The sequence below is a fragment of the Devosia marina genome, assembly GCF_009758415.1.
GTDB lineage: Bacteria > Pseudomonadota > Alphaproteobacteria > Rhizobiales > Devosiaceae > Devosia > Devosia marina.
The window spans coordinates 426,613-443,551 of the sequence record NZ_WQRF01000001.1 but is presented as its reverse complement, the minus strand read 5'-3'; the positions used below and the strand labels follow the sequence as shown (position 1 = coordinate 443,551).

Genomic DNA, 16,939 nt, shown 5'->3' with positions numbered 1-16,939 from the left:
AGAAAAGCCGCGGATTTCCTGGGGTTTGTGCACCGATAAGGCGTGACAAAGCGTCGGACAGCCATCGGCTTCCGGCTGCGTGGTGGACGTGTTCCGAGGCACGTGCGTCTCGGTAAAACTAAGTAATAGAGACGTCGCCGCCTCGGAACACCGGGTTTCTCCTGCTGTCGTGGCCCCTATTGATCGCTCGTCGCAAGGTGACCCAACGAGCAGGCAGGCCCTGGAGCGACCCAGAGCCCAACCGGCTCCCCCCGCAAAAGTTCGCTGCAGTCCGTCCGCGCGGGAGTGATGGGGGGATCATAGCCCCGCTTTGTCCCGCGGGGATAAGTGGGCCCTACTCCCGGCTCAGCATCTCGATCAGCGGTTCACGGGTCGGCGGCGGACTGATCTGCCTGGCGGACCAGAGATGCATGTCGAGGAAATGGCCGGTGAGCCGGAAGGCCTTGCGAATGTCGTCGGGCGAGGCATTGCCGCGGGCGGCCAGGAAGCTGGGGAGCGGCAGCAGGCGGTCCTTATAGGGCTCGGCGGCGGCACGGGAGACGGCGCGGCCGGATTTGGGCGAGACGTGGGTGAGATCCTCCGTCACGCCTGTTGCGGCGCAATTGGTAAGATCGAGGCCAAAGCCGAGTTCATCAAGCAAGCTGAGTTCGAACCGCGCCAGGGCCGCGCCGTCCGGGTCGTGGTCGATCAATTGCAGCGCCATGCCGAGCAGGCGGTCATGCGGGTCGCGCTCGGGCAGCAGGTGCAGATGTTCGAAAATGGTCTGGGCGAGATAGAGCCGCTTTCGGTCGGCGATGAGGCCAGCGGCACGGCCCTGAAGCAGCTCGACCGTGAAAGTGCCAAGGTGATCTTCGAGGCGGGCGCGCCAGGTGAGCTGGACGGTGTTGCCGGGCTGAAGGGTGGCCGAGAGTTTTGAGGACCGGCCGCCGCGAATGAGGCCCATATAGCGGCCGCGCCCGGCGACCATGGCATCGGCAATGACGCTGGTTTCGCCGTGGCGGCGCACGCCTATGAGCAGGGCTTCACCGGTCCATTCCATGTTAGCGAGTAGTGAATGGGGAGTAGCGAACAGCGGCGCTTCTACTCGCTATCCGCCATTCGCTACTCACTCTTCTCATTTCTTGCCGGCCGGGAATTCCAGGCCCATTTCCTGATAGCGCTCCGGATCGTCTGCCCATTTTTCGCGAACCTTGACGAACAGGAAGAGGTGGATGGGCACGTCGTACATCGCCATCAACTCCTTCCGGCTTTCCGCGCCGATAGCCTTGATCGTCTGGCCGCCGGCGCCAAGCACGATCTTCTTGTGGCTGTCGCGGCTGACATAGACGACCTGGTCGATCTTGTAGGAGCCGTCCTTCTGGATCTTGAAGCTCTCGGTTTCGACCGTGGAATTGTAGGGAATCTCGTCGTGAACGCGCAGGAAGAGCTTTTCGCGCGTCACCTCGGCCGCGGTAATGGCCATGGTGAGGTCGGTGAGGTGATCTTCGGGGAAGTGCCAGGGGCCAGGCGGGATATGCTTGACGCACCAGTCGATGAAATCCTGAACGCCGTGGCCCTTGAGGGCGGAGAGCATGAAGGTGGCTTCAAAGCGTAGACGGTCGTTGAGCGTCTGGCTGAGGGACAGCAGGCTCTCGGGCTTGACGGTATCGATCTTATTCAGGATCAGCACCTTGGGCTGGCGGATGTTTTCCAGGCCCTCGAGCAGTGTTTCGATTTCCGGGGTGACGCCGCGATCGGCATCGATGAGGAAGGCGACGATGTCGCTGTCCCCTGCCCCGCCCCAGGCGTTTTCCACCATGGCGCGTTCAAGGCGCTTTTTCGGAGCGAAGATGCCGGGGGTGTCGACAAAGACCAATTGCGCCTGGTCCAGGGTCAGCACGCCACGCACCTGGGACCGCGTGGTCTGGGCCTTGTGGGTGACGATGGACACCTTGGTGCCGACCAGCGCGTTGAGCAGGGTCGACTTGCCGGCATTGGGCGCGCCGACCAGGGCGATGAAGCCACAGGAAGTATCAGCGAGTTCGGTTGGCGTGTTCATGTCTTGGGTTTCCAGACTTTCTGGTCGACCAGAAATAGTTCGGCAGCGCGGTGTTCGGCAATCTTCTTGGACGGGCCAATGGCCTCGATGCGATCAAAACCTGTCAAATCGACGCCAATCGTGAATTCAGGTGCATGGTCGGGGCCGGTGCGCGCGACCAGTACGTAGGAGGGCGGCTCGAGCCCGCGGGCCTGGGCCCATTCCTGGAGCGTAGTCTTGGCATCAGCACGATTGGCCTGACCATCGGCGAGGAATTCCTCAAACAGGCGCTCGATGAAGCTGCGGGCCGGCTCCAGCCCCCCATCGAGATAGATGGCGCCGATGATGGCTTCGGTCACGTCGCCAAGGATGGCGTCCTTGTCGGCGCCACCGGAGCGGGCTTCGCTCTCGCCCAGGATCATTTCCGTGCCCAGATCGAGCTGGCGGGCGATTTCGGCGCAGGTTTCCTTGCGCACGAGGGTGTTGAGCGAGCGGCTGAGCTCACCCTCGTTCGACTTGGGATAGCGGCGATAGAGCATATCGGCGACCACAAGGCCGAGCACGCGGTCGCCGAGGAACTCGAGGCGCTGATAGGAGCGTTCGATGCGCTTGCCCGGCGAAATGGCGCTCGAATGGGTCAGCGCACGATCCAGCAGATCGGGGTCGGCAAAGCGGTAGCCTAGCCGGAACTGGAGCTTTTCGTGGGACTTGTCGCGCCGGCTCACTGGCCGGCCGTGGTGTCATATGGCGTGTCGCCGTAGACGGAGCGGAACATGCGGTCCCAGCGCACATTGGCCGGCCACTGCCAGATCTGCCAGGGCGGCAGATTGTCCTTGATGGAGAAGAAGCGTGCTTCGGCCTTGGCGATCAGGTTGACCGAGGGGACATAACCCACCTGGCTCAAGACGCGGCTGTCGGCGGAGCGGTCGCGATTGTCGCCCATCATGAAATAGTGCCCGGCGGGCACCAGATATTCGGGCGTGTTGTCGAGCGAGAGGTTGTCGCCGATTTCCTGGATCAGGTGGGTCGTGCCTTCGGGGAAGGTCTCGCGATAGACTGTGACTTCGCGGGTATCGCCGCTGCTGTCGGTGTCCATAGTGGTGCCCACCATTTCGCGCTCGATCATCTCGCCATTGATGTAGAGGCGGCCATCCTGCAGCTGGATGCGGTCGCCGGGCATGCCGACGACGCGCTTGATGTATTCCATGTTCTGCGGCACAGGCCGAAACACGGCGATATCACCGCGATTGGGTTCTCGGCCCAGAATGCGGTTGGAAATGGGCAACTCGAAATCGAGCAGGGTAAAATTGCCGTAGCGGCCCAGCGAGAAGGAGTGCTTGCCATAGCCCCAGACAAATTTGTTGGCGACGAAATAGTCGCCAATCATCAGCGTCTGCTGCATTGAAGCGGTGGGGATGGAAAAGGGCTGGAACAGGAAGAACCGCAGCACGATGGCGATCAGCAGCGCCTCGATGATGACCACGAAGGTCTCCACCCACTCATTGGTGGCGGATTTCTTGGTGGACTTGTCGGCAGGCTGAGTCATGGTTTTTCCCGATAATGCGGTGCCGAAGGGTTATGCGTTTGGCCCGCTGGGGTCAACTTGCTTGAGTAGCCCGCGCGGCGGGCTCAGCGGATCGGCAGGGCTTCGATGATGACAAACGCCTGTGCCAGGCCCGCGTCATCGGTGATGGTGAGATGGATATGGGGCTCGTGTCCTTCGGGCACAAGTCGCGCCAACGCCCGCGCCGCGCCATTGGTCAGGCGCATGGTCGGTTTGCCCGATGGCAGGTTCACCACGCCCATGTCGCGCCAGTAAACACCTTGGGACAGGCCCGTCCCCAAAGCTTTGGAACAGGCCTCCTTAGCGGCGAAGCGCTTGGCGTAGGACGCGGCCCGCTGGGCCCGGCGATCGGACTTCTTCTGCTCGATCTCGGTGAAACAGCGATTGGTGAATCTGTCGCCGAACTTTGCCAGCGTCTGTTCCACACGGTGGATCTGGATCAGGTCAGAGCCCAGGCCGACAATCATTTCACCCCCTGAATGCCGCGGCTGCCGGGTTTGACGGCGGGGATGGCGGCCAGTTCGGGCGGCAATTGGTCGGCTGGATAGGCCGGAACCTTGAATTCGATCAGGCTGACCAGCGGCACGCCGACATCGGCCTCGCCACCGGAGCGATCGATCAGGCAGGCTGCGGCAACGACATTGGCGCCGAGGTTTTTCAGGGCAGCGACGCATTCGCGGATCGAAAGGCCGGTGGAGACGATATCCTCGACCACGATCACCTTGTCATCGGGCCCGATCTCGAAGCCGCGGCGCAGTTCGAACTGGCCTTCCACGCGCTCCGTGTAGAGCGCAGGAACGCCAAGCTGGCGCGCGGTTTCATAGCCGGGGATGATGCCGCCGATGGCAGGCGAAACCACCTTGGTGACGCCGGGCACTTCGGCCTTGATCCGCTCGGCCAGGGCGCTACAGAGCTTCTCGGTCTGATCGGCGTACTGGAAAACCTTGGCCTTTTGCAGAAAAACCGGTGACCGCAGACCCGAGGAAAGGATGAAATGTCCCTCCAGCATGGCGCCGCAATCGCGGAAGATCTGCAAAACCTGGTTCTTATCCATCACGTCCGCTCCTATCGATATTGCCGTCCCATTCAAGGGTCGAAATCATGCCCGCCTCGCGCAGTCCGGCGCGCTGAACAGCGGAAAGACCGGGGCTGCGCTTGAGCGTTGCCAGAACATCGGTCAGCTGCGCAAGGTCGCGCACTTCGATTTCGAAGATCATCTGGTGAAAGTCAGGCGAGATCATGCGCATCACCAGATTGTTGATGTTGGCGTCGCAAGCCGCGATGGCAGATGTAATCTGCGCCAGTGAACCGGGCTTGTTGACCGATTCCATGGAAATGACGGTCGAATAAGCCTTTTCTTCGCCCTTGGTCAGGTTCCAGCGCACATCGACCCAGGCGACATCGCTGTCGTGCTTGGCGATCAGGGCGTCGGAGTGGATCGGATAGACCACGAGGGGGCTGTCGGGTTCGAGAATGCCGACCAGGCGATCGCCGGGCACGATGCCCTCGCCCGAAATGGTCACCGGAGTATGGAAATCCAGCTGAGCCATGGCTGCCTTGGCGCGCGAGCCGGGACGCTGCCCGCCCGGCACACGGAACCTGAAATCGTCGGTCGAGCGCAAGGCAAACCAGCCATCAGCCGTATCGGCCACAGGCAGGTCGAGCTTGCGGCGACGCTTGCGAATGCCCTTGATCTGCGCCAGCGCGGCGGCAAGGGGTTCGGAGCCGACCTTTCCCTCGCCCACAGCGACCAGCAGGTCGCGCTTATTCCCGTATTCGAGCGCCTCGGCCAGGGTCGTGCCCTCGCTCTCGTCGAGCATGACGCCTTCGCGTTCCAGCATCATGCTGAGCACATGTTCGCCCAAGGCATAGGCGCGCTGGGCGGCGGCTTGCCGCACGGCACGGCGAATGGCGGCGCGGGCCTTGCCGGTCGCGGCAATGCCGATCCAGTTCGAGGGCGGGCGATGGTTCTGATCGCGCAGGATCTCGACCTCGTCGCCGGAGCGCAACTGGGTGACCAGCGGCAGAATGAGACCGTTGATCTTGGCGCCGACGCAGGTGTCGCCAATGTCGGTATGCAGGGCATAGGCGAAATCGATCGGCGTAGCGCCACGCGGCAGGGCGATCAGCCGCCCACGCGGAGTGAAGCAGAACACCTGGTCCTGGAACAGTTCGAGCTTGGTATATTCCAGGAAATCCTCGGTCGAGATGCCCGAGGTCAGGTGGCTGATGGTCTGGCGCAGCGAGCCATAGGCGTGCGACTCCATCTCAATGCGACCGAGATTGGCCGAGGCGCCATCCTTGTAGAGCGCGTGGGCCGCGATGCCGAATTCGGCGATGCGGTCCATGTCCTCAGTGCGGATCTGCAGCTCCACGCGTTGCCGGCTAGGGCCGACAATGGTGGTGTGGATGGACTGATAATCATTGTGCTTGGGGACCGAGATGTAGTCCTTGAACCGGCCCGGAACGACCTTCCAGGTGGTGTGGATCAAACCGACCGTGCGGTAGCACTCCTCAGGGGACGTGACGATGACACGAAAGCCGATCATGTCGGAAAGCTGTTCGAGGGCAATCGACTTGCGCTCGATCTTGGAAAAGATCGAATAAGGCGATTTGACCCGCGCCTTGACCCGCGCGGCGATGCCGGCTTCGCCGAGGCGCTCGGTCAGTTCGGCGGTGATGGTGTCGATGGTTTCCCGGTTATCGGCCTGCATCTGTTCGAGGCGTGCCGTGATGGCCGTGTAGTGATCGGGCTGGAGAATGCGGAAGCTGAGATCTTCGAGCTCGTTGCGCATGTCCTGCATACCCATGCGTCCGGCCAGCGGGGCATAGATATCCATGGTTTCCTGCGCGATGCGGCGCTGCTTTTCCGGCGCCATGAATTGCAGCGTGCGCATATTGTGCAGGCGGTCGGCCAGCTTAACGAGGAGCACCCGTACATCCTGGCTGATGGCCAGCAATAATTTGCGCAGGTTTTCGGCCTGCGCCTCCTCGCGCGAAACCAGGTTAAGACGTTCGATCTTGGTCAGGCCGTCGACAATGGTGCCGATCTCGCCGCCGAACATCTGGTCGATCTCGGCGCGGGTGGCGTCAGTGTCCTCGATGGTGTCGTGCAGCAGCCCCACCGCGATCGAGGCGTCATCGAGCTTCAATTCGGTCAGGATGGCCGCCACTTCGAGCGGATGGTTGAAATAGGGGTCGCCCGAGGCACGCTTCTGCGAGCCGTGCTTCTGCATGGCGTAGACATAGGCCTTGTTCAACAATTGCTCGTCGGCGTTCGGGTTATAAGCCTGAACCCGCTCGACAAGCTCGTACTGACGCATCATGGAATTAGCCGCCCGCTCGCCCTGCCGAGCTTAGCGCCTGTGACAGAAATGAAAAGAGCGCCCGGCGCATGCCGGACGCTCTCTGATATAAACCGATCACCATGCGCCGCAAGGCCGGTGCACGCCATTCGAGCGTAGCTCTCATGGCCTAGTCTGCTCAAATCGCTCCACTGGAGCGATTTGCAGGACGCAGCCTAGTCGTCCCGACGCTCCGGCGGAGCCAGGCTTTCGATGCCGCGCAGCAGCTCTTCTTCGCTGATCGTATCGAAATTGATGGCGTCGTCGTCGCCACTTTCGATCATCGGCGCAGCGCTGTTTTCGGGTTCATCGACCTCGACATATTTCTGCAGCGAGTGAATCAGGTCCTCGTGCAGATCTTCGGGCGAGATGGTCCCATCACCAATTTCGCGCAGGGCAACGACAGGATTCTTGTCGTTGTCGCGCGACACGGTGATCTGGGCGCCGGAGGAAATCATGCGCGCGCGATGGGCGGCCATGAGGACGAGATCGAATCTGTTCTCGACCTTTTCAATGCAGTCTTCAACGGTGACGCGGGCCACGGACGTCTCCACACTTTGGGGGAATGAAGGGCCGCAATACACGATGGCGGAGACAATGACAAGGCTTGCAGGGCAGAGGACACGAATGCGCTCTCCGCTTTACGCAGGCACGGGAATGTGCGAATACCGAACTTAAGATTTAAAGGTATCTGTGGAATTTATTCTGCCAACCGTCTTTGGCGGCATTTTCAACAAGGGTGGCCCCTGCCCCTACGGGAGTGTTCATTATGGCCATTGATCCGCGCGAAAAGATTGCCCTCTTCATCGACGGCGCCAATCTCTATGCCACGTCCAAGGCAATCGGCATCGACATCGATTATCGCAAGCTGCTCACTGAATTCAGCGCCAAGGCCTATCTGCTGCGGGCCAATTACTACACCGCGCTGGTGGAAGATCAGGAATATTCCTCGATCCGGCCGCTAATCGACTGGCTCGACTATAATGGCTACACGGTGGTGACCAAGCCCGCCAAGGAGTTCACCGACTCCATGGGCCGACGCAAGGTGAAGGGCAATATGGATATCGAGCTGACAGTGGATGCGCTCGAGCAGGCCCCTTATTACGACCACCTCGTTCTGTTTTCCGGCGACGGCGATTTCACCGCGCTGGTAGCGGCCCTGCAGCGCCGGGGCAAGCGGATTACAGTGGTATCCACGCTGACGACGCCCACGCCGATGATCTCGGACGAACTGCGGCGTCAGGCAGATTTCTTCATGGATGTGGCAGAACTGGCCAAGACGGTCGGGCGCCCGCAGGTACAAAGGCCGGTCGAGGCCTAGTCCGCTGTTTTCTTCACCCCATCCAGTTCTGCTACGGACCTGCCGGTCCCAGCGACGCTACCTTCCCCCTCAAGGGGAGGGAGAGCACCGGCGCATGAGCGACGCTCAGATGCGAACTTAACCGCGCCCACCTTCTTTCATGATCCGGGCCTTGTCGCGGTTCCAGTCGCGGTCGCGGCTGGTAGCGCGCTTGTCATAGTTCTTCTTGCCCTTGCCGACGCCGATCAGCAGCTTGGCCTTGCCCTGGTCGTTGAAATAGAGCTTGAGCGGCACGATGGTATTGCCGGAACGGGCCACTTCCTGGTCGAGCTTGGCCAATTGCTTTTTCGAGACCAGGAGTTTGCGCGGGCGCTTTTCCTCGTGGTTGAAGCGGTTGGCCTGCAGATATTCGGGGATATGCGCGTTGATGAGCCAGAGTTCGCCGCGTTCGGGGGAAGCGTATGACTCGGCAATCTGTGCCTTGCCCAGACGCAGTGACTTCACCTCGGTGCCGGTCAGGACGATGCCGGCCTCGACCGTGTCCCCGATCTCGTAATCGAAGCGCGCGCGACGGTTCTCAGCCACCTGTCCGTGGCTGATCCAACCATTCTTGTTCTTGTCGTTCTTTGCTGCCATCGAACCTAGATAAGGCCTGCGTGACGCATTGCAAAGTCCATTGCGTCCTGCGTGGGCTTGCTGATGGGAGTCAGCGGCAGGCGGATTTCATTGGCGCAGAGGTTGAGCCGGTTGGCGACATACTTGGCCGGAGCCGGATTGGGCTCCATAAACAGGTCCTTGTGGAGGAAGGCCAGCTTGTCGTTGATGTCGCGGGCAGCATTGAAATCGCCGGCAAGGGACAACTCCTGCATCTGCGCACACAGGCGCGGGGCGACATTGGAGGTCACCGAAATGCAGCCGTGGCCGCCATGGGCGTTAAAGCCAAGCGCGGTGCTGTCATCGCCAGAGAGCAGGATGAACTCCTTGCCCAGCTTGTTGCGCTGCATGGTGGCGCGCTCCATGCTGCCGGTCGCGTCCTTCACGCCGATGATATTGGCATGGGCATCGCGCAGGCGGGCGATGGTGTCCACGGTCAGATCGACAATAGTGCGGCCCGGCACCGAATAGAGAATGACCGGAATGCCAATGGCACTGGCGACAGCGGAAAAATGCTGGAACAGGCCCTCCTGGTTGGGCTTGTTGTAATAGGGCACGACCGAGAGCACTGCATTGGCGCCAGTCTTTTCCGCAAACTTTGCCAGGGCAACAGCTTCGGCGGTCGAATTGGACCCTGCCCCGGCCACCACCGGCACGCGGCCATTGGCGACTTCGATGCAGATCTCGACCACGCGGCGGTGTTCCTCATGGCTTACAGTGGGGCTTTCGCCCGTGGTGCCGACCGGCACCAGGCCATGCGTGCCCTCGGCAAGTTGCCATTCGACAAAGCTGGCGAAGGCTTTCTCATCAACAACCCCGTTGCGCATGGGGGTGATGAGCGCCGTTATCGAACCTCGCAGCATTTTGTCGGTATTCCTCAATTGGGGTCCGGCCCGCCCGCCGGTGCAGATTTATGATAGGTGATTGGTCCGGAGCCGGTTGGCGCCGAACGGGGCGCACCTTACTTTCAACAGCGTCGCGCCACAAGGCGGCTGAAACGGCTTGTTTCGCGGTGCTCCACGCGGCTAGATGACGCCATGGAACCGCTGTTCAGCCGCCCTCGCAAGGTCCCCGAAGGACACCCGGCCTTCGCCGGGCTGCCGGCGACGCACATTTGCCTTGGCGATGCGCGCACCCGCGCGGCGGTGCATCTGCGCGGTGATTTCCGCCGGGACCGCATGCCGCTGGTCTGCCTGGCCGGCTACCACCGGAACATGAGCGATTTTTCCGCCTTTGCCGCCCATTTTCAGCGGCTTGGCACGGGCGACTGGCCGATGGTGCTGATCGACCTGCCGGGACGCGGCCGCGCCGATGACCGGCCGCGCAAGACCCCCTACAGCACCTTGGCCGATGCGGACGACCTGGCCGATGTGCTGGCAGCACTGGGCATCGGCAAGGCCGTGCTGCTTGGCCAGGGGCATGGCGGGCAAGTGGCGATGGCGCTGGCGGCAAAGCATCCGCTGCTGCTGGGTGGAACGATCCTGCTCGATTCCGGCCCGGTGACCGATTCCCGCGGCATTGTGCGGTTGCGCAACAACCTGGCCCATGTGGAAGCGCTGCGGGGCGCCAAGGCGGTCACCAGCGGGTTTCGGCGCATGCTGGGCGGTGACTATCCGGGGCATTCGGAGGCCGAGCTGGACCAGCTGGCGCTGCGCAGCCATTGGTTCGACAAGCGCGGCCGCGCCCGGCCGCTGTTCGACCCGCGCCTGCTGAAGCAGATCAAGGATATCGGTTTTGACGACATCCTGGTGGCGCAATGGCCCCTTTATGATGCGCTCGGTTGTGCTCCCCTGATGCTGTTGCGCACGCAATTGACCGACCAGCTGCGGCGCGAAACCTATGAGGAAATGGTCAATCGCCGACCCGAGGGCGTTGCATTGACCATTGCCGGTCAAGGGTCCCCTGCCCTGTTCGACCAGCAAGCCGAGATCGAGGCGGTCGCCGCGTTTGTGTTTGAAGTGGGTATCGTCAAGCGCCGGGTGGCCTGAATATCACGCGATGGCAGTGGCCAGCAGCACTGCCTGTTCCACCCATTGCTCGCGGCGGATGCGGCCCTTGACCGCGATGCGGCCTTCGAGCCAGTCGATATGCGCCGCAGTCCAGGCCGCGATCTGATCATAGTGATAGATACCAAGATCGTTGAGTGCTGATTCCGTTTTCGGCCCTATCCCCTTGATTTCCTGAAGATTATCGGCCTTTCCATCACGCGGCGCGGGTAGATCCGGCGGGCGCAATTGGGACGAGGCAGGGGCCTGGACCGGCTCGGTATCTTCGCGTTCTACCGCGCCAGCCAGGCGCCGGGCGGCCGACCGGGTGGTGGGTGCAGGCGCGTTCCTTGTTGCGGGGGAGGACTTCGCTTTGCTTGCGGTGACGGCCGGGGCGAGCTGCGGACGGGACTGATAGGCCCGGACAGACAGATGGGCGCCATAGCCAATCAGGCAGCCACCCAGATAGGCGGCGAGCACCAGCAAGGCCACTTCGATGATGTGGTCCAGCGGGATCATTCCGGTTCCTTACGGCTAAGACTCAGCCAGCCCGTCACCAGCCCGACAAGCGCAGCCACGGCCATGAAGGGCCAGTAATAGCTCAAAAGGAACAGCAGCGTTGCCCCGAATGGCCCCATGGCGACGTGCTCAGACCGCGCCGTCGGCAGCGCGAACCGAAACGACAATACGCCGGTTCTGCCGCTTGCCGGCAGCGGTCGCGTTGTCGGCCACCGGCTGCGTTTCGCCATAGCCGATGGCATAGAGCCGCTCGGGGGCAATTCCGCGCTCGATCAACGCATTGACGACAGCTTCCGCCCGGGCGACCGAGAGGGCCAGATTGCGCTGGTCGTCGCCATCGCTATCGGTATGGCCCTCGACATCGATGGCCGCGTTGGGGCAGAGCACAAGCGCCTCGGCAAAGGCGTCAAGCTCGGCGTTGGCGCTGGCCGAAATGATGGCAGCGCCGGACTGGAAGAGAATCGCATTGTGAGCGGAAAGCTCGGCCAGGCGGGCCTGACAGAGTGCCAGATTGGTTGGGGCGGAAATCGTCCCGGTCCAATCACCACCAAGGGCCGCGATCTGCGCCTCGATCCCGGTCCTGACTGCCGAGGAAGGCGCCTCGCCGGTGAGGGACCAGGTGCCATCAGCAAGTGCCAATTGGCCGGACTGCAATTGCAAAAGAGCGCGAAGGCCGATTTGCAGATTGCCGACAAACCCCTCCGGAGCCCCGATCCTGACCTGCAAGGCGCTGCCATCGGCACCGGTCAAAGCTGCGGCATAGCGTGCGGTGGCTTCGGCCGGGACTGAACCGGTCAGCTCCACCGCACCTTCGGCTGTACGCGTGGCGGAAAAGGTGTAGGCCGGATCAATCGCTGGATCGGCTGCGGGAGCATCCGCCGCCGTTTCTGGCACAGCTGTGGCAGCAGGCTCCTCAGCCGGCGCCGGTGCGGGGTCGGGCTCCGGTTCGGCTACGGGCGTTTCAGTTGCCGCCTCAATGATATCGGGCTCGACAGGCCCTCCCGTAGCGCTCTGGGGCTCAAGCAGGGCGATCGACCAGCGGGGCGCCGCGGTTCCCAAAACGACTTCTGCGTCGGCCAGAATATCGGCGGTGAGACCGACGCCGTTCGCCGTCCAGCCTGTTCCGTCAAACGCGACTTCGCCATCCGACAGCAGGGCCAGCAGATCAAGCGCCTGCAGTACTTCGCCGGAAAACGCCTCCGGCGCGTCCGTGCGGACGCTCGTATTGTCCGTCACCGCATCGCCGCCCCGCACAGCCAGGAAACGCTGCAGTGACTCGGCCGGAACGGCGCCATTGAAGACGATGCTGCCATCGGACGCCTTGCTGGCCGACCAGAGATAGGGCGCGTCATTGACGGTGTCCGGCGCATTGATCTTGGCGTCGCCATCAAGGTTGAGCACCGAGGCCTGTTCCAGGCTGGCATCTCGCGCATCTGGCGTTGCGGCCTCTCCCAAAAGAGTCCAATCGGTGCCGTCAAAGGCCGCCCTACCCTCTTGCAATGCAAGCAGCGCATCGACCGCAGCGCGGGCTTCGGCGGCGAAATTGTCCGGCGCGCCCAGCGCAACGCGGCTGGTATCGGCCACGCGGGTGCCGACATGAACCTTGAGATAGGCCTGCAGGGAAGCAGCAGGCACATTGCCAGCGAACAGGAAACTGCCATCGGGCAAACGCTCGGCGGACCAGGTAAAGGGATCTGCAATCACCGGCTCAGGCCGTGGCTCTGTCAGCGCCAGGCTCCAGCCGGATTGCGCCAGACCGCGAACGGCAAATTCGGCCTCAATGGACCCCTGGTCGATTGCTGACGCCGGTTCGCCTTCGACAGACCAGCTTGCGCCATCGAAACGCACCACGCCGCTGCGCAGCCAGGGCAGGAACTGCAGTGCCTGCTCGGCAGAGGCAGCGAAATTGAGTGCTTCCCCCGAGGCGAAGCTGACATTGGAACGGGCATTCGGTCCTGCGAGGGCCAGCAGTTCCGTTTCGACCTGCGGATTGGGCAGCAGCCCTTCAAGAGTCACGGCGCCGCTTGAATCACGACGCGCGGCAAAGCTGTAGCTGGCCGCGGCGGGGGCCTGGTAGGCCATCTCGCCCAACGAGACTCCCTGGGGCAATCCCGTTTCGAGCAGAGTCTGGATGGCCCGATAGTCGGTCGGCGTCTGGGCAGAGCCCGAAAGCGACACGACATTGCCCGCAAGGGCAAAGCGGCCTTCGGACAGATGCGCGAGCAGTTCGAGGCCGAAATCGACGGCGCGGCGATAGGCTTCCGGCGCACCCGCTCCGAATTTGAGGAAGGACACATCCGCACCATCAACCTCGGCAAATTGCGCGCGGGTGGCTTCATCGGGCACGTAGCCATCAAAGACCAGCACGTTGCCGGGCTGGCGATTGATGCTGATCCAGTAGTCCGCAATGCGTGGCGGCTGCAGCTCAACAATGGAATTGGGACCAGACAGGGCCTCGGTGACGGCCTGCGCGACTTCAATGCTCGGCGGCACGCCGGTGAGGTGGCTCACCCCATCGGTAATCCGCGCCTCGCCCTCCTCAAGCCGGGCCAATTGTTCCACCAGAAGCTTGGCCTGCTCTGCAAAGCCGTTGGGTGCGCCGGAGGCCAGGGACAGTCCGGTGGCAATCGGCACGCCAGAGACATCGGCAAGGCGCAAGCGGTCAACCAGTCTTTCTTCGGGCACATGGCCGGAAATGGCGATGCGCTGGCCGTCATATTCGGCGCGCCAGGTATAAGGGGTTACCCGCACCGGCTCGACGGCGATTTCGCCGCTGCCAATGCCGTCAGGAAGTTCGGCAAGCGCCATTTGCAAATGACCAAGGGCCTGTTCGGAACGGGCACGACCGATGGCGTTGAGCGTGAGCCCTGACAACTCGAAATGTCCAGACTCGACCAGTGCGGCCTGAGCGAGGGCGAACTCCACGCCCTTGCGCCATTGCTGTTCATCAGGTTGGCCGGATCTGATCTGCAGATCGACAGCGGCCAGGCCCGGCAGGGTCATCAGAAGCTGTCGCAAATCCTCATTTGGCACGCTGCCAAAGAGGCTTACTGCGTCATCTTCAATCGCTACATTAATGCGGTAGGGCGCGGCGAGAGGTGCGATGGTGACAGTTTGGTCGATGCGACCAATACCGGTCAGGGCGGCGAGCCGCGACATGGCGAGATCGCGTTCGGTATCGGAGGACGTTGTGCCCGACAGAAGAAGCTGTCGCCCGGAAATCGAGACATGCGCCCAGTTCGAACCGGAGGCATCGAGAGCCGCTCTGCTCTCCTCCGCCAGATTGCTCACCATGGCCGGCGTTGCCATTGCCAAGGCTGCAATCGTGCCACCCAGCACCGTCACAACACCCGGCGCCACCCATTTAAGGAGGTCCCTGATCATCCCGAATCCATTGGAAAACCGCAATTTTCAGAAGGTTAGATGATTTGCGGACGGGGACAAAGAGAAAAGGGGCAGAATGGATCTTGGGAGAGGTGTGGGCTTCGCCCATTTGAGTCTGCTGTGACCTGCAAGTCAAACAGCGCTCACAATATTCCCGGAGCAATCAGAGCACTGGGCGAACCGTGCTCCGGCGCCATTCGAGCATAGCTCTCATGGCCTTCTGGACTTGCCCGGCTCCACCGGAGCCGCGCACTCGCTGCGCGAACCGTCTGCGAAGTCACCTAAATTCGCTCCACCGGAGCGAATTTGCCTTTGGCACGGCTCGAAGAAAGAAAGGCCCGGCAGAGCCGGGCCTTTCCAAATTCAGCAGTAATCCAGGGATTACTTGAATTCCTTGGCAGCCTTGAAGGTAACCTTGTAGGCACCGTTCTGGTGAGCTTCGCCCTTGACCGAGGAGGTGAAACCACCACCCGGAGCCCAAGCGAGTTCAGCAGCGCCGTAGAAGTCGGTCTGCTGAGCAACAGCCTTGTTGGTGCCATAGACGCCAACTTCACCGGTGATCTTGATGGTTTCAGAGACGGCAGCCACGAGCTGGGCAGCGACCTGGTAACCTTCAGTGTTGTTGGTGCCAGTGTCTTCGTCGAACCAGCGACCGCCGAGGTTGATGCTGACGCCTTCAGTGACCGTAGCACCGATGGAGCCACCAACACCGGTCTGCGTGGCAACGGCAGTACCGTTGTTCTGGCCGCCGGTTGCTTCGCCCGACAGAGCGATCTTGAACATGTCGAAGGAAGCCTCAGCCGAACCCAGGACATTCCAGTAGGTGTCGTTCATGTTGTTGGCGCTGTATGCACCAGCAGCACGGACCTTGAACATGTCGAAGGTGCCGGTCACGCCAGCGTGGACAGCCCAGTTCTCAACGACGCCGTCGAGGATGCCGCCAGCCATACCGGTAACATGAGCGGTGATGCCGTCGCCAGCATATTCCAGAACACCGATAACAGTACCGGCATTCTGAGCGGCCGCAACAGCATCATACCAGCCTGCTGTGGTGGCGGCGTTGGTCGGAACTGCAGCACCGAAGGCAGCAGTCGCGTTGCTGTCGAGGTTCTCAAGACCAGCCTTGACGACAACACCATTACCGAGGTCGGACACGACCTGGATGACATGGCCACCGTCGTACGGCAGATCCTTGGCGAACATTACGCCCTTGTCGACGGCGTCCGAGTTGAACAGGCCGAGGAAGTTGAACGGCTCGTCGTCGCCGAAGTTAGCGATCGAACCCTTCTTACCAGCCATGATGGTGGTGGTGTCGCCGATCGAGACATAGGCCTCATCGATAACAACTGTGCCGTTACCAGCAGTCAGACCCGAACCAGCAACACCGGTCGTGCCGTAACCTTCATTAACGACGGTGGTCTTCCACTCGTTCTTCAGCTTGATCACTGCCGAGGCAGGACCAAAATCAGACGAAGCGGTACCGGCGAACTTGACCCAGGACTCAACCTTGCTGTCCCAGTCGTTGTCATAAGTCGTGCCACCAACAACAACGTTGTTGTTATCCATGACATTGCGGGTGCCGGCAGCGGCGTTGACGCCCATACCATTGAAGCTGCCGTTGAAGTCGCCCCAGTTGAATTCGTACTTCACGCCGCCGGTGATCTGCAGGCAGTTGTCAGCCGACGAGATGGTCAGGCCGGAGATGCCGAGCGAGTCACAGACGTCGAGCGAGGTGAGGACACCCAGATCGGCAGCGAAGCCAGCGGTCGAAAGACCAGCGGCAGCAACAGAACCGAGGATAAGGCTCTTGAGTTTCATTAATTGACCTCCAAAGTCAGTCATTTTTGGTGCCGGTTACCCAGCGGTTTGTCGAAACGCGACCACACAATTCGTGGTGCTGTGTGTTGCCGTCGCGTTGCGACCGACAAACGATCCCATGCATGGATTCGCAAGACCCACTGTACGCATGCAAAAAGCTGACGCAATCGCGGCAAGCCGGTTTTGGGGTCGTCACAATGTGGTTGCACAGCAGTTGTTGCAGATTCAGCACACAGCTGGAAACGGAGTGTTAAGCGAGTTGAACAAAGCGTTAAAATTGTAAGGTTCCTGCCACTTTGCGCCCGTGCAGAAGGCATGGATGGCCGCGTCGCAGGAAGAATGTGGCGACCTGCC

Annotated in this window: 16 protein-coding genes; 2 read left to right on the top strand and 14 right to left on the bottom strand. The window is 61.6% G+C overall.

Going from position 1 to position 16,939, the window contains the following annotated elements; genetic code table 11:
* Positions 1–334: 334 nt before the first annotated feature.
* The 8 genes from recO to rpoZ form a co-directional block, all read right to left on the bottom strand.
* The gene (gene recO / locus GO014_RS02030; protein ID WP_157288917.1) at positions 335–1,039 is read right to left on the bottom strand and encodes a DNA repair protein RecO; all 705 of its coding nucleotides are present in this window, start codon (positions 1,037–1,039) and stop codon (positions 335–337) included.
* Between the two features lie 75 nt (positions 1,040–1,114).
* Positions 1,115–2,038 carry a GTPase Era gene (gene era, locus GO014_RS02025; RefSeq protein WP_157288916.1) on the bottom strand — a complete coding sequence of 308 codons (924 nt, stop codon included), beginning with the start codon at positions 2,036–2,038 and terminating at the stop codon, positions 1,115–1,117.
* Positions 2,035–2,742, bottom strand: a complete 708-nt coding sequence (gene rnc / locus GO014_RS02020) for a ribonuclease III (RefSeq protein ID WP_116590695.1) — start codon at positions 2,740–2,742, stop codon at positions 2,035–2,037. Before rnc ends, era begins: the two co-directional genes overlap by 4 nt.
* On the bottom strand, positions 2,739–3,563 hold the full coding sequence (lepB, locus tag GO014_RS02015; RefSeq protein ID WP_157288915.1) for a signal peptidase I: 825 nt from the start codon (positions 3,561–3,563) through the stop codon (positions 2,739–2,741). The genes rnc and lepB overlap by 4 nt, the downstream gene beginning before the upstream one ends.
* Positions 3,564–3,646: 83 nt before the next feature.
* Positions 3,647–4,048, bottom strand: a complete 402-nt coding sequence (gene acpS, locus GO014_RS02010; protein WP_116590693.1) for a holo-ACP synthase — start codon at positions 4,046–4,048, stop codon at positions 3,647–3,649.
* Positions 4,045–4,635, bottom strand: a complete 591-nt coding sequence (pyrE, locus tag GO014_RS02005) for an orotate phosphoribosyltransferase (protein ID WP_157288914.1) — start codon at positions 4,633–4,635, stop codon at positions 4,045–4,047. The genes acpS and pyrE overlap by 4 nt, the downstream gene beginning before the upstream one ends.
* A complete protein-coding gene (locus GO014_RS02000) occupies positions 4,628–6,907 on the bottom strand; it encodes a RelA/SpoT family protein (protein ID WP_157288913.1) in 2,280 nt (759 codons plus the stop codon). Before GO014_RS02000 ends, pyrE begins: the two co-directional genes overlap by 8 nt.
* Before the next feature lie 194 nt (positions 6,908–7,101).
* Complete coding sequence (gene rpoZ, locus GO014_RS01995; RefSeq protein ID WP_104894630.1) at positions 7,102–7,467, bottom strand: DNA-directed RNA polymerase subunit omega; 366 nt, start codon at positions 7,465–7,467, stop codon at positions 7,102–7,104.
* A gap of 227 nt (positions 7,468–7,694) precedes the next feature.
* Here rpoZ and GO014_RS01990 point away from each other — a divergent pair, with 227 nt between their 5' ends.
* Positions 7,695–8,246 (top strand): LabA-like NYN domain-containing protein, encoded by a 552-nt coding sequence (locus GO014_RS01990; RefSeq protein ID WP_157288912.1) that lies wholly within the window; start codon positions 7,695–7,697, stop codon positions 8,244–8,246.
* A gap of 117 nt (positions 8,247–8,363) precedes the next feature.
* Here GO014_RS01990 and smpB read toward each other — a convergent pair whose 3' ends face one another.
* Positions 8,364–8,861 (bottom strand): SsrA-binding protein SmpB, encoded by a 498-nt coding sequence (gene smpB / locus GO014_RS01985; protein WP_157288911.1) that lies wholly within the window; start codon positions 8,859–8,861, stop codon positions 8,364–8,366.
* A gap of 5 nt (positions 8,862–8,866) precedes the next feature.
* Positions 8,867–9,742 carry a 4-hydroxy-tetrahydrodipicolinate synthase gene (gene dapA, locus GO014_RS01980; RefSeq protein ID WP_157288910.1) on the bottom strand — a complete coding sequence of 292 codons (876 nt, stop codon included), beginning with the start codon at positions 9,740–9,742 and terminating at the stop codon, positions 8,867–8,869.
* Positions 9,743–9,916: 174 nt separating this feature from the next.
* On the opposite strand from dapA, the gene GO014_RS01975 reads away from it, so the two are divergent.
* A complete protein-coding gene (locus GO014_RS01975; RefSeq protein WP_157288909.1) occupies positions 9,917–10,867 on the top strand; it encodes an alpha/beta fold hydrolase in 951 nt (316 codons plus the stop codon).
* Between the two features lie 3 nt (positions 10,868–10,870).
* On the opposite strand, the gene GO014_RS01970 is transcribed toward GO014_RS01975, so the two are convergent.
* The 4 genes from GO014_RS01970 to GO014_RS01960 form a co-directional block, all read right to left on the bottom strand.
* A complete protein-coding gene (locus tag GO014_RS01970) occupies positions 10,871–11,383 on the bottom strand; it encodes an NADH-quinone oxidoreductase subunit E (RefSeq protein ID WP_157288908.1) in 513 nt (170 codons plus the stop codon).
* Positions 11,380–11,502, bottom strand: coding sequence for a hypothetical protein (locus GO014_RS19325; RefSeq protein WP_281351124.1), 123 nt, complete (start codon positions 11,500–11,502; stop codon positions 11,380–11,382). Before GO014_RS19325 ends, GO014_RS01970 begins: the two co-directional genes overlap by 4 nt.
* A gap of 10 nt (positions 11,503–11,512) precedes the next feature.
* Positions 11,513–14,767: an OmpA family protein gene (locus GO014_RS01965; RefSeq protein WP_157288907.1), complete on the bottom strand. Its 3,255-nt coding sequence runs from the start codon at positions 14,765–14,767 to the stop codon at positions 11,513–11,515.
* A gap of 381 nt (positions 14,768–15,148) precedes the next feature.
* A complete protein-coding gene (locus GO014_RS01960; protein WP_157288906.1) occupies positions 15,149–16,585 on the bottom strand; it encodes a hypothetical protein in 1,437 nt (478 codons plus the stop codon).
* Between the last annotated feature and the right edge of the window lie 354 nt (positions 16,586–16,939).

Excerpts from the sequence above, each read along its gene's own strand:
- acpS (WP_116590693.1), bottom strand. The coding sequence starts at position 4,048 with ATGATTGTCGGCCTGGGCTCTGACCTGATCCAGATCCACCGTGTGGAA.
- era (WP_157288916.1), bottom strand. The coding sequence starts at position 2,038 with ATGAACACGCCAACCGAACTCGCTGATACTTCCTGTGGCTTCATCGCC.
- lepB (WP_157288915.1), bottom strand. The coding sequence starts at position 3,563 with ATGACTCAGCCTGCCGACAAGTCCACCAAGAAATCCGCCACCAATGAG.
- GO014_RS01965 (WP_157288907.1), bottom strand. The coding sequence starts at position 14,767 with ATGATCAGGGACCTCCTTAAATGGGTGGCGCCGGGTGTTGTGACGGTG.
- GO014_RS01960 (WP_157288906.1), bottom strand. The coding sequence starts at position 16,585 with ATGAAACTCAAGAGCCTTATCCTCGGTTCTGTTGCTGCCGCTGGTCTT.
- smpB (WP_157288911.1), bottom strand. The coding sequence starts at position 8,861 with ATGGCAGCAAAGAACGACAAGAACAAGAATGGTTGGATCAGCCACGGA.
- dapA (WP_157288910.1), bottom strand. The coding sequence starts at position 9,742 with ATGCTGCGAGGTTCGATAACGGCGCTCATCACCCCCATGCGCAACGGG.
- GO014_RS01990 (WP_157288912.1), top strand. The coding sequence starts at position 7,695 with ATGGCCATTGATCCGCGCGAAAAGATTGCCCTCTTCATCGACGGCGCC.
- pyrE (WP_157288914.1), bottom strand. The coding sequence starts at position 4,635 with ATGGATAAGAACCAGGTTTTGCAGATCTTCCGCGATTGCGGCGCCATG.
- GO014_RS19325 (WP_281351124.1), bottom strand. The coding sequence starts at position 11,502 with ATGGGGCCATTCGGGGCAACGCTGCTGTTCCTTTTGAGCTATTACTGG.
- GO014_RS01975 (WP_157288909.1), top strand. The coding sequence starts at position 9,917 with ATGGAACCGCTGTTCAGCCGCCCTCGCAAGGTCCCCGAAGGACACCCG.
- GO014_RS01970 (WP_157288908.1), bottom strand. The coding sequence starts at position 11,383 with ATGATCCCGCTGGACCACATCATCGAAGTGGCCTTGCTGGTGCTCGCC.
- recO (WP_157288917.1), bottom strand. The coding sequence starts at position 1,039 with ATGGAATGGACCGGTGAAGCCCTGCTCATAGGCGTGCGCCGCCACGGC.
- GO014_RS02000 (WP_157288913.1), bottom strand. The coding sequence starts at position 6,907 with ATGATGCGTCAGTACGAGCTTGTCGAGCGGGTTCAGGCTTATAACCCG.